We start from the raw sequence: 12,613 nt of genomic DNA on the forward strand, positions 1-12,613 counted from the left end.
GAGTCACCTCTTGAGATAATATGTCCAAACAAATGCTTGGATACAGTGCCAGGCTTCCCCAGTTATTACACTGACTCCCTGTTAGAAATGACCACCCTCAAACACAGTGTTGGTCTGACTGAGTATTGGACTTCGCGCTATTTTGGACGCTTATCCACCAACACTGCCGAAACAGGTTACGGTTAGTTGTGTACTTCTAACTTCCTATGGCTTCCTTCAGACCCCACCGTTAGCCAGTGACGCCCTTGCCATTCGGATTATCTTCCCCTCAATCAGGGTGATCTCACTTTCTTGCAAGTGAGCGGGTTTGCCAGCTTTGCTGGGCAAACAAAAAAACACACTCGAAAGTGTGCTGAGATTAAATTTAATATTCTGCTAAGTACCATATTCAGTTCGTTTTGATGATCATCAAAATAACAATAAACAGCTTAGATTTTTAATGTAAATAATTATACAACAGTGCTGTTGATAGCTAAACAAATTACATCATCTATTTTTTAAATCTTGTCTGCTGTTAATAGTTTACTTGAGGGTTAACTGTTTAATGGGGAAGCGCTTAGAACATAATTGAGGCTATTTAACCTCAATTCGGAATAATTAGGGGCTGTTGATCTTTGCCGTTTAAATTTTGTTCACCACAAGGCATTTTGATCGAGGCGGACAAAGTGAAGCCTAGTCATTCTAAGCAAATTTTGTCCAACAAAGAGCATAACGCCTTGTGGTGAACCCGTAGGGCAACGTTTGCTGACTATTTCTACTGCGTTTTCGCTTATTTATGGGGAATAACCACACGTCATAAGCTCAGCCTTGTATAAAAAGCCAGCAACTCGTTGCAAAAATAAACTTGAAAGATCAACAGCCCCGAAAGTGAACATATTTATTATTTTAATAAAAGTATAGGAACATTAGTTATAACACTTTTTGAAAGTGAGCATTATTAGTGGGATCGACAGTAAACCCCATTTTAATTAAATAGTCCTGATGAACAGGATCTAAAACCGTCACATTTAAGGACTTAACGCCTTTTTCCTTTAAAAAATGGCGATGAGTTTTAAAATAATAAGCGCCTAATTTATAATCTCGATAACGAGGTAACACATAGTCTAAATAGATATCAAAACACCCATCTTTTTTAACGGTTCCAATCAATAAACCAGCGATATTGTTGTCTCTCAATAAATAAAAAACCTGATTCGCTTGGCACAACTGTTGAATAGAACTTTGCATCGTTATTTGTTGTTCATTATGACGAATGAAGTGCCACAAAAACTCTGAGTCAATGTTGGTTGACACTATTTTAAACTGTTCTTTAGTGGAATAGATGCTATATAGAAAGTATAAGTTAATCGCAGCGATACCAAGATTCATCACCAAGGTAGGCCATGAGTCAATGAAGTAAGCAAAAGTAGCAAACAGTAAACAACCGATAAGATTTATAAAACGTAATTTAATAATCGAAGTCATGGTAAGAGAAATTAATACAACCAATGACGCAAAGTAACCAAACCATTCAACCCAATCCCTCATGATTGATTCAATCATAATTCTAACCTCCCTTTTTAAGCTTATATTTAAATATAAACCATTGATTTAAAGTGCGATTGAAGTACCTCCCCCCCCTTTACCGATCAATATATTGATTCTAGATATTGGCAAATAGTCGAAATAATCACTTCATCACCTCAGCCCATCGTATCCTTTGTCTTTGGGCACTTTTTATCAGCTGCACACTCCTGTGTTAGCTAAAAATAGCAAATTAGCGACTCAATTTACTAAAACTGATAATAAGTAAAGGTTAGTGTAGAGACTGATTAAAAATATAATGCGATAAGAATCAAATAAGCTTGAGGAAATTGTCTGTTTTTTTATAATTCGAGATACTAAATGAGTAAAGAACCTTGCCAACTAGCGATTAGGTAAATAATTTTACAAATAACGCTGATTTAATCGCCCAATAAGAAAGCAAACACGTGTATTTATGTTGAGTCATTTACTGAAAAATAACAAATATTCAAACGTTAAATCAATTATCTATGCACGACTTCAGTTACCAATTGACGTACAATCTTGAAAATAACCATCACTTAAAAATACACGAGTCATTGTACTTACGACTAATTTCACCAATATATGTTCGAGATATTTATGGATAACAATTTACTGCTTTTATTTATTCCTACTTTTTTTGCCGTTTCTATCACTCCAGGTATGTGCATGACACTCGCCATGACGTTAGGGATGACGATTGGTATTCGCCGTAGTTTATGGATGATGATGGGGGAATTAGTTGGTGTTGGTTTAGTCGCATTATTAGCACTGATTGGTGTCGCTACCTTATTATTAGCAAGACCAAACTTATTTTTAATCCTTAAGTATGCAGGCGGTGCGTATCTATTATATCTAGGTATTCAAATGTGGCGCTCGCGCGGTAAAATGGCGATCCCATCCACTCCCGTTGATAACCAGGCAATAAAACCAAGCGCACTAATAAGCCAAGGGTTCATTACAGCAATTGCGAATCCTAAAGGTTGGGCATTCATGATCTCTTTATTGCCTCCTTTTATTAATCCGGATAGTGCGTTATTACCACAAGCATCACAATTGATTGCCGTTATATTATGCTTTGAATTAATTTGTATGTTGCTTTATGCAACGGGTGGCAAAACATTACGTCATTTATTACAACAGCAAAGTAGTGTTAAGTTATTAAATCGTATTGCAGGCTCAATGATGATGTTTGTTGCATTATGGTTAGTTGTTAGCTAACTTTTAAACCTCTAATAGGTATTTAACCTCAATTCTGGTTAATGAAAGTGGAATTATATTTAAAATCATAAGACTATATTTTTTTGGCTATACAGTGCCGCTAGTTTTGCGTAGTTCAAGGCCTGGAGTTCAAGGCGAAATATTGAAGCAATAACTGGTTATTGAGAGATAATTTAACGAAGAAATCCGCGGAAATAACGGTGTTGTATCGCTTTGCTTATCCAGAACTGAGGTTATTTATACTAATCTAAGTAATTATCTCGTCATTTATGTTTGTTAAAATGAATCCTAGCTTCGTTGTTGATTTTGTAATGAGAATAACTAGTTACTTCAATCAACGCCTTGCTATCATCCTTTTTCCCTAACGCCTATATAAACCATTTATTTATCCAGATTGATATTATTTATGAATGGCTAATAGAGAAGACAAAGCATAAACGTCCATTGGTAAGTTTAATGTTTTGCTGCCAACGTTAATTTACAAATACGCTCCCTTTCTCATAAACCTTCTATTCTAAAAAAATTTCAATTAAAAAAAGCAATCATAGAAAGTGTGGATAGCCATTGCTTTTTGCATGCTATTTAAGCCCAAAACAAGTAAATATTGGTAAAGGTTGTTACCCTCTACTAATCCATACAAGCCATGTAGTGGTGCCTATAACATCCGTAAGTATTTTCGAGCAACATGACTACATAGCAAAATAAAAAAATAACAAAATAATATACATAGGAATAATTAATGACAATTATGCAAAAATTTCTTTGGTTAATTGCTACTCTTGGTAATTTATCAGCGGGCTACTTTTTTATACAGAATCAAAGTGCTTTTAGCTTTATTTTACTTATCTGCACTTTAGCGTATACGATCATTGGCTTTTACGATATTTATCGCAGTGCTCATACGCTTAATCGACTATACCCTGTGGTAGCTTATTTACGTTACTTTCTCGAATCTTATCGAGTCGAAATTCAGCAATACTTCATTGCCAACGATACCGAAGAGATGCCCTTTAACCGAGAACAACGCACACTCATTTATCAACGTTCAAAAAACCTCCGCGATACTATTGCCTTTGGCACTCAGCGTAATTTAATGGAAGATAATTATTTAAGTTTATGGCATTCACTCTCCCCAGCTCATGTCAAAGCAGAAGCTAAGCGCGTATTAATCGGCGAGGCGAATTGCAAACAACCTTATTCTGCCTCTTATTTTAATATTTCAGCAATGAGCTTTGGCTCATTAAGCACCAATGCTATTGAAGCACTTAACTTAGGTGCTAAAAAAGCAGGTTGTTACCATAATACCGGCGAAGGAGCGGCTAGCCCATATCACCTAAAGCATGGTGGGGATGTAGTGTGGCAAATAGGCTCTGGTTTATTTGGTTGTCGTGATGAAAATGGACAATTTAATCCCGTTAGTTTCAAAAAAACGGCCATTTTATCGCAGATAAAAATGATCGAAATAAAGCTATCTCAAGGTGCTAAACCTGGCCATGGTGGCGTATTACCTAAAGCCAAAATTACCGATGAAATAGCACGTATTAGGCATATTTCAAAAGATCAAGACTGTGTATCCCCAGCCGTCAACCCTGAATGTACAACTCCTAAAGCCTTGTTAGCTTTTGTTGAACAATTACGCGCGTTAAGTAATGGTAAACCTGTTGGGTTTAAATTATGTATCGGTAATCCTGCGGAATTTTTAAGTATCTGTAAAGCAATGATAGAAACAGGTATTACCCCTGATTTTATTACTGTTGATGGTGCAGAGGGAGGCACAGGAGCTGCACCCGTTGAATTCTCCAATAGATTAGGCTTAGTTTGTTTAGAGGGTGTTAGTGTCGTTAATAATGCCTTAATCGGTGTCGGTTTACGCGATAAAGTAAAAATTATAGCGTCAGGTAAAACAGCGTCTAGCTTTGATATATTAGCGAAAATAGCTGCTGGTGCTGACATTGTAAATGCGGCACGAACTATGATGTTGGCATTAGGTTGTATCCAATCCAGGCATTGTAATACGAACCTTTGTCCGACGGGTATCGCGACGCAAGATCAAGCAAGATCTGAAGCTCTCGATATAGTAGTAAAAAGTGAACGCGTTAAAAACTACCATGCTAATACCATGGCGAGCTTTTTTGAATTAGTCGGTAGTATGGGGTTAGATGATCCCGCTAAGCTCATTCCACAGATGGTAAAACAACGTACACCCAATGGAGGTCAAATGTCAGTCAATAGTTTTGCAAAACCGTTGACAACAAATGCATTAATAGACAATAAGGATTTGAATAAATGTTGGCAACAATGGTGGCAAGCGAGCAGTGCTGAACGTTTTTATGCCGATGACTTATTTATACTCAAATCATTAGAAGTTAGCTAACGGGTAAGAAATTCAAACCTTCTATGAATATGGTACCAATAAAAATAATTCACTTATAAAAGCTATAAAAACAAATTACTGATCAAAATGAAATCATTGGAGCTAAGAAGAATTTCAGTAAACTTAGGAACATTCTTGCTCATGGTTCGAATTTTAGATTGCAAGACACTTGAAGCAAGGCCCAATGGGTTGCAATTTACGCACAAAGGGATTTATTGCTACAAACAATACTACTTTGGCTTGTCGAGCATAATTTAAGAAAAAACTTATCCGATTAGATGAGTTAAAAACATAGCTTAAATTAAAATAACAGCCTTAGTAGAATCCTGAGAGCAGTGAAAACGTAATTAAAAGCGCCGAAGCGCTTTTAATGATTCTTAATGGGAGACTATTAATTAGACCAGATTAATTAGTAATCACCACTTAACCTTACTCGTTTCTTTATTGCAAAACTAATGCACGAATAAAGAAAAAATGATTATTTATTAGTGACAGTAATACCATTATCGGCAATCACGATATCGCCATTTTTATATAACTGACCAATGGCTTTTTTAAAGTTGCCCTTGCTCATTTTTAAAATTTTAGCTATCTGCTCAGGGCTACTTTTATCTGATAATGGCAAGAATCCATCGTGTTGCTTCATGGTTAATAAAATGCGATCTGACAAACCATCCATTTTTGCATAACCAGTTTGCGTTAAACTCAGGTCAATTTTGCCATCTTCACGAATACGTCTGATGTAACCTTTACATTTTTTGCCAATACCCAAATCACCGAACACATCACTTTCAAAAATAACCCCCCAATGTAGGTTATTAATAATCGCTTTAAAACCAATATCGGTACGATCTGCAATCAATAAATCAACCTTTTCGCCCACTTTATAGTTTGCAGGCACTTTATCTAAAAAACGGTCCAATTTAGACGAGGCTAATAGTCGCTCACTAATATCATCTTGGTATACATAAACTATGTATCCTAAGCCCGTTTTCATCGCCACTTTCTGCTGATTGAATGGTACCAACAAATCTTTTGGTAGACCCCAATCTAAAAACGCACCTGCACGATTTGTATCGACGACCTTTAATGACGCAAACTCACCCGCCATGGCTTTTACATGTTGTGTGGTCGCAATCAAACGGTCTTCAGAATCAAAATATAAAAATACTGAAATAGTTTGCCCAATTTGCATGCTTTCGGTGACGTAACGTTTAGGTAATAAAACTTCACCTAAATCATGTCCTGCATCTAAATACAGGCCAAAATCCACTTCTTTAACGATCTTAAGTTCGTTATAAGTGCCTACTTTAATCATAATTCTCTCTTTTTAAATACACCCCATTGTATGAGGTGTTTATTGTTTGGGTTTATCAATAACCGCTACAGTTAATCGTGAGGTGCATACTAACTGTTGACGCTCATTACAAATTTCTATTTGCCAAATCTGCGTACTATAACCAATATGGACCGCCGTTGCAGTGCCTGTCACAGTGCCTTTTTTAATACTTCTAACATGGTTAGCATTAACTTCTAAGCCAACACAAACCTTATCTTCAGCAACGACTAAATTAGCAGCTACACTACCAAGTGTTTCAGCAAGCACAACCGATGCTCCGCCGTGTAACAAACCATAAGGTTGATGTGTTCGCGAATCAACAGGCATAACAGCTTCAATAAAGTTGTCACCAATTTGAGTATATTCAATACCTAATAGTGCAATAATTGTATCTTTACTGATTGCATTTAATCGAGCTAAATCAGTGCTTTTCTTCCAAATACTCATCGTGCCCCTTAGATTAACTATTGTTTATCGGTGACTATATTAGCTATCATTTAAGGTTAATATTTAATCTCAATGCTGGATAATGAAAGCGTCTTTTTTATTTAAATTAAGCACTCAGGTTGTTTACAGTAAACTTAATAAGGCTTGTACTGGATGTTTCAGCGTTTCGCCTTCAATACGTTTAACTTGGCTACGGCAGGAATATCCCGTTGCTAAACATTGCGCACGTTCACGTTTAGCAATTTCAGCTTCCCAACTTAAGCTATAAATCGCTTTTGAATCCGCTAGTTTACCCGCATCGTGGCCATAAGTACCAGCCATACCACAACACCCAACCGCTACTTCTGATAATGACCCACCAAAATGTTTAAAAATCGTCACCCAATCATTGCCCGCTGTTGGCTCTGCAGTTTTTTCAGTACAATGTCCTAATAAGTAAAAATCGGCATTACTAGCTGTTTTAACCTCTCCCTTCAAGCGCGGTTTTAACCACTCTTGAAACAGTTGAACATTAAAAGCACCGCGTTCATTACCTAGCGCTTGTTTATATTCATCACGGTAACAAAGCACCATAGCAGGGTCAGTACCAACCATAGGAATAGACAGCTCAGCCATTTGATTTAAAAATGCTGCTGAGTCTTTTGCTGTTTTAGCGAATTTACTCAAAAAACCTTTAATATGCTGTGGCTTACCATTGGGTTTAAAAGGCAATAACACTGGCTTATAACCAAGCTTTTTGACCGTCAATATTAAATCACGAACCACATCTGCATCATAATATGTTGTGAACGGGTCCTGTACTATTAACACATAGTCTTCACGCTCAGTTGCGCTTAATGCGTGTAATTTAGTTAAATCAAACTCACTAATATCATGTTGATTTAAAGTGGATTTTAGGGTCGGTGTAGAGAGTTGTGGAATATCTACCATACCCACTACTTTCTCCGTTAAGGTCGAGGTCACTTTTAACCCAGTGAAGAAGTTAAAAAATCTCGGCATGGTACCCATTAGCGGCGCATATTGCTCAACATAAGCCACTAAGTAGTCTTTAATAGGACGTAGATAGCGGTCGTGATACAAGTGAATGAAGCGAGATCTGAATGTCGGAACATCGACCTGTATAGGGCACTGAGACGTACATGCTTTACATGCTAAACAACCTTGCATTGCCTCCATCACTTCATGTGAGAAGTCATACTCACCGTTACGTTTAGATAAGGTATTTTTAAACTTAGTAAAAATACTGGCATTTTTACCCGCATAGAGATCACTTTCTAATGCTAATACGTCAATGTCATTATTCGCTAATTGACGTAACCATTCACGCATGAGACCTGCTCGACCTTTAGGTGAATGTACACGATCCTTAGTGACTTTGACCGAGGGACACATTGGCGATTTTGTATCGTAGTTAAAACACAACCCATTACCATTACAATCAAGTGCTTGCGAGTAACTTTCTCGCACTTCAATCGGTATTTGACGATCGAATGTACCTCGCTTAACAGCATCAACGCTGACTAACTGTTCAGTCGAATTTAAAGGGGTACAAATTTTACCTGGGTTAACTCTATTATTTGGATCAAAAGCAGCTTTAATTTTTCTCAGCTCATTAAATAACACTTCACCAAAAAATTCAGGTCCGTATTCACTTCTAAATCCTTTACCGTGTTCCCCCCACATCAGGCCTTTATATTTAGCCGTTAATGCCACCACTTTATCTGAAATTTCACGCATCAGTTTTTCTTGCTCAGGATCACAAAGATCTAAGGCTGGGCGTACATGCAATACACCAGCATCAACATGTCCAAACATGCCATAATGCAATCCTTTGTCGTCCAACAATTGACGGAATTCAATAATATAAGCAGCTAAATTTTCTGGAGGGACACAAGTATCTTCAGCAAATGGAATAGGTTTAGCACGAGTATCTGCTTTACCTAATAACCCTACCGCTTTTTTACGCATACCGTAAATTTTATTAATATCAGCTAAATCACTACAAATTTGATAACCAATAACACCCGCTTCTTTATTGCTAATTAAACCATCCAGCATCACGGTCAGCGCATCAATCTTTTGCTGTTGTATCGTTTGATCCGATTCAGCAAATTCAACGATATTAATGCCATCTAATACTTGTCCTGGCACGTCGGTAATTAGGTCTTTTACGCTATGCCATACAATATCTTGTTTTGCTAAATTTAAAACTTTTGAATCAACTGTTTCTACGGATAATGCATCTGCTTTAACTAAAAAAGGCGCGTTTTGTAATGCAGATTGAAAACTATCATATTTAATATTGAATAACGTACGGTAAGTAGGGATAGGTTGTACGTGTAATGTCGCTTCAGTAATAAAAGCTAAAGAGCCTTCCGCTCCGCATAAAATACGCGTTAAATCCACCGTGCCCGATTCATGATCATAAACATGCTTTAAATCATAACCGGTTAGAAAACGATTTAACTTAGGGAATGTATTTTCGATATTGTCCTGCTGGGATTCACAGGTATCGATAACCTGACGATAAATAGCACCAATTGAGTCTTCTCGTTCAACTTGGTCTATCAAATCAACGGCGGCAAGAGGTTTACTCTCTAATAAACTACCGTCAATAAGAACCGACGTTAATGCTAAAACATGGTCACTGGTTTTACCGTAAGCCAAAGATCCTTGTCCCGATGCGTCATTACTGATCATGCCACCAATCGTTGCCCGATTACTGGTTGAGAGTTCAGGGGAAAAGAATAAACCATGCGGTTTTAAATAGTCGTTTAATTGATCCTTCACAACGCCGGTTTGTACACGAACCCAACCATCCTTGGGATTAATCTCAAGGATGTTATTCATATGCTTAGATAAATCTAAAACAATATCATTAGTCAGAGATTGACCGTTAGTCCCCGTACCACCACCACGCGGTGAAAAGCGTATATCTGCAAACTCGGTTTGTTGAGCAAGTTGGCAAAGGGTTATAATATCTTGCGTCGACTTAGGGTAAAGAACTGCCTGTGGAAGACATTGATAAACACTGTTATCCGTTGCAACAGCTAAGCGGCTAGCATAACTTTTTGCAATTTCACCTGCATAATCACTTTCGCTTAATGCTTTGATAAACGCAAAAGTATCCTGCTTGATATTCTCTTGATGGTTTAAATTTGGGATCATGTGTAAAACGCTCTAATCTATTAATGATATACGGGGGATAAAAAATAGCTTCAGATAATAGCATAAATAACCATAAAACAGATGATAAAATAGGCCTTTTGCTATTAAAATTATTGCCTATTTACGGGGTTTGGAGTGCTATTGATATCCACTATATTAATGATTTATGCTAAACCGAATGCATTAAAATAGTTAAGACAGAGGCTTAGATTAAAGCCTCTGGAGAGATTTCGTTATTAAACACCTCATATTTAGATTAAGGTATTTAATGAAAAAAATTAATAAAAAGTTTCAAAACCTAACACTATTTAAAAAGCGTAGTTAGTTAGCTTTTCCTGTGGAAAGAATTTTGGTTGTTCAGGCTCAGGTGCTGGCGTATTAGGCTGAATTGGCGCAACAGGCGCTGCAATAACAACGGGTGCAATAGGCTGATAGGTTTCATTTTCTTCACTCAAACAAGCAAAAACTAAGGTTGTTTTGGTATCATTACCAAAAAATCCCGTATATTCATTGAGATGTTTAACTTCCATATGACGCTTTTTCTCTAAACAATAAGCATTTGCTTGTGCCAGAATAGAAGCCAATAAATCATCTTCTTCACTTGAAAAGGTCGCAGGCTCTTTGCTTATAACATAGCTGTCTTCCCCAGCCTCAATAGGGCCAATAGAAACCGATGAGCAGCCCGCTAAGTACAAAATACTGAACATAAAAATAAATGCTTTACTGACCATAATAACAACTCTCAACTTAAATAATGCTAATGTAGGTTAAATACCTAAAATTAATGCGCATTATACGTACTTTTAAAGCAGATTCCATGCGTCAAAATTTTTTTGTCAATATTCAATGACAAAAATTAAATGCTTTGGGCATTTTACTGTTAAAGATGCGCTGAGTTTATTTGTTAGACATTTAGTACCACTCTGCTAAATATCTGATCGATCTTTCTGCTTAAATACATCACTTCTGCGTTAGAAATTTTGCAAAGGAAACAATCATTTGACATAATTTTTCCTTAAAACGAATCATTTTTACTGCGCAATATTTGATCACATACTTAATGGAGTTAATGTCATAACTTAAATTAATGATATTTATGGCCAAATAAATAACAGCCTTAAAACGAAAAAGCCAATACCTGGCATAAGGTATTGGCTTTTATTTGATTGGATTACCATTACAGCTTTAAGCCAAATCAAAAAACATTAACTAATCTTTCAATAAAAGAGCACTGATCGTTTCAATACCGTGCCCTTTGCCACCAACAGACCATAAGCCGTTTGCAGCCAGTTGGTAACTACCAGACAGATCAAAGTGAACCCAGTTCTGCTCAGGTTTTTCGACAAACTTAGCAAGAAATGCAGCTGCAGTAGAGGCGCCAGCCATGCTTTCACCACCACTATGAATATTGGCAATATCAGCAAATGCAGAGCTAATTTGTTGCAAGTGAAAAGGGGCTAATGGCAGACGCCATAATTTTTCATTGTTATCTTTTGCAGCTTCTAATGCAGACTCAGTGAACTCGTCGTCCATGCTTAAAATACAGTTATAATCACGCCCAACAGCCGCTTTAGCTGCTCCTGTTAACGTTGCGGCATCGATGATCAGCTTTGCACCATCTTCTTGTGCCGCGATTAAACCATCGGCCAGCACTAAACGCCCTTCTGCATCAGTATTTAAAACCTCAACGCTAATGCCATTTTTATAATTAATCACATCACCTAGTTTAAAGGCTTTGCCACTCACCATATTTTCTGCACAGCATAAATACAATTTAACACGCTTTTGTAAACCGTTTGCAGCGGCTAATGCTAAAGCACCTGTGACCGTTGCTGCACCGCCCATATCACTTTTCATGGCAGCCATTGATGCACTCGGTTTTAAACTGTAACCACCAGAATCGAAAGTGATCCCTTTGCCCACTAGCGCAAAATCAACGGGCGCATCTTGATCACCGCTTGGATTATAATCAAGTTGTAACATGCACGGCATATTAGTACTGCCTTTACCTACCTCATAGATACCAACATAACCGTCTACATTGAGTTGCTCACCAAAAATAAGTTTGTATTTTAAAGGTACTTTATCAGCACAAACTTGCTCTAATAGTAAACAGGCTTTTTCACACAATACTTCAGGAGTGACCAATGCAGGCCCCAGATTGATCGTTTCTCGAACCCATTCACTGATTAATTTTTTGCTTTTTAGCGCACTAATTGCTTCATCGTCTAATTCAGGGAATTCAATGTTAGCACCTGTTTTTGCATTATAGAAACCTTGGCAAAATGCCCAGCACAAATCAGAATTCCATTGTTCTCCAATTAATTTTATATTGGGTAATGACATATTATCTAATTTACGCGCTGCACTTTGTACTTGTGATAAAACATCATTGATATAGTCAATATGTATCGTCGCTTGTTGCTTATCAAATGATAAAAGTGCGTTCTCTCCCCAAATCGGATCCGCTTTTTGATCAGATAAATTAACTAAAAATGACTGGCTCATAAAATTCCTTA

The 12,613-nt window shown here is 37.1% G+C and carries 9 protein-coding genes; 3 read left to right on the plus strand and 6 right to left on the minus strand.

The genetic code is table 11. The features are described 5' to 3' along the window. Window positions 1-186 (plus strand): hypothetical protein (locus H592_RS23950; RefSeq protein ID WP_211235653.1); only part of this gene is annotated, 186 nt, incomplete at its 5' end. Between the two features lie 723 nt (window positions 187-909). Here H592_RS23950 and H592_RS0109670 read toward each other — a convergent pair. Next, the gene (locus H592_RS0109670; protein ID WP_051369119.1) at window positions 910-1,542 is read right to left on the minus strand and encodes a hypothetical protein; all 633 of its coding nucleotides are present in this window, start codon (window positions 1,540-1,542) and stop codon (window positions 910-912) included. A gap of 603 nt (window positions 1,543-2,145) precedes the next feature. On the opposite strand from H592_RS0109670, the gene H592_RS0109675 reads away from it, so the two are divergent. Beyond that, window positions 2,146-2,766, plus strand: a complete 621-nt coding sequence (locus H592_RS0109675; protein WP_028868597.1) for a LysE family translocator — start codon at window positions 2,146-2,148, stop codon at window positions 2,764-2,766. A gap of 739 nt (window positions 2,767-3,505) precedes the next feature. Further along, window positions 3,506-5,140 (plus strand): FMN-binding glutamate synthase family protein, encoded by a 1,635-nt coding sequence (locus tag H592_RS0109680; protein WP_028868598.1) that lies wholly within the window; start codon window positions 3,506-3,508, stop codon window positions 5,138-5,140. 478 nt (window positions 5,141-5,618) lie between these two features. Here the strand turns inward: H592_RS0109680 and H592_RS0109685 are convergent, their stop codons facing one another. The 5 genes from H592_RS0109685 to pepB all read right to left on the minus strand — a co-directional run bounded on the left by H592_RS0109685 (window position 5,619) and on the right by pepB (window position 12,602). Then, complete coding sequence (locus H592_RS0109685) at window positions 5,619-6,458, minus strand: CvfB family protein (protein ID WP_028868599.1); 840 nt, start codon at window positions 6,456-6,458, stop codon at window positions 5,619-5,621. Window positions 6,459-6,497: 39 nt separating this feature from the next. Beyond that, window positions 6,498-6,926, minus strand: a complete 429-nt coding sequence (locus tag H592_RS0109690; protein ID WP_028868600.1) for a hotdog fold thioesterase — start codon at window positions 6,924-6,926, stop codon at window positions 6,498-6,500. A 123-nt stretch (window positions 6,927-7,049) separates the two neighbouring features. Then, complete coding sequence (gene ydiJ, locus H592_RS0109695; protein ID WP_028868601.1) at window positions 7,050-10,094, minus strand: D-2-hydroxyglutarate dehydrogenase YdiJ; 3,045 nt, start codon at window positions 10,092-10,094, stop codon at window positions 7,050-7,052. Between the two features lie 308 nt (window positions 10,095-10,402). After that, window positions 10,403-10,825 carry a hypothetical protein gene (locus H592_RS0109700; protein ID WP_028868602.1) on the minus strand — a complete coding sequence of 141 codons (423 nt, stop codon included), beginning with the start codon at window positions 10,823-10,825 and terminating at the stop codon, window positions 10,403-10,405. Between the two features lie 478 nt (window positions 10,826-11,303). Beyond that, window positions 11,304-12,602 carry an aminopeptidase PepB gene (gene pepB, locus H592_RS0109705; protein ID WP_028868603.1) on the minus strand — a complete coding sequence of 433 codons (1,299 nt, stop codon included), beginning with the start codon at window positions 12,600-12,602 and terminating at the stop codon, window positions 11,304-11,306. Window positions 12,603-12,613: the final 11 nt, after the last annotated feature.

It is taken from the genome of Psychromonas arctica DSM 14288 (assembly GCF_000482725.1).
Classification (GTDB): domain Bacteria; phylum Pseudomonadota; class Gammaproteobacteria; order Enterobacterales; family Psychromonadaceae; genus Psychromonas; species Psychromonas arctica.

What these genes read in the sequence shown, in the direction of transcription:
- H592_RS0109690 (WP_028868600.1), bottom strand. Translation starts at nt 6,926, where the DNA reads ATGAGTATTTGGAAGAAAAGCACTGATTTAGCTCGATTAAATGCAATC.
- H592_RS0109685 (WP_028868599.1), bottom strand. Translation starts at nt 6,458, where the DNA reads ATGATTAAAGTAGGCACTTATAACGAACTTAAGATCGTTAAAGAAGTG.
- H592_RS0109670 (WP_051369119.1), bottom strand. Translation starts at nt 1,542, where the DNA reads ATGATTGAATCAATCATGAGGGATTGGGTTGAATGGTTTGGTTACTTT.
- H592_RS0109700 (WP_028868602.1), bottom strand. Translation starts at nt 10,825, where the DNA reads ATGGTCAGTAAAGCATTTATTTTTATGTTCAGTATTTTGTACTTAGCG.
- H592_RS0109680 (WP_028868598.1), top strand. Translation starts at nt 3,506, where the DNA reads ATGACAATTATGCAAAAATTTCTTTGGTTAATTGCTACTCTTGGTAAT.
- ydiJ (WP_028868601.1), bottom strand. Translation starts at nt 10,094, where the DNA reads ATGATCCCAAATTTAAACCATCAAGAGAATATCAAGCAGGATACTTTT.
- H592_RS0109675 (WP_028868597.1), top strand. Translation starts at nt 2,146, where the DNA reads ATGGATAACAATTTACTGCTTTTATTTATTCCTACTTTTTTTGCCGTT.
- pepB (WP_028868603.1), bottom strand. Translation starts at nt 12,602, where the DNA reads ATGAGCCAGTCATTTTTAGTTAATTTATCTGATCAAAAAGCGGATCCG.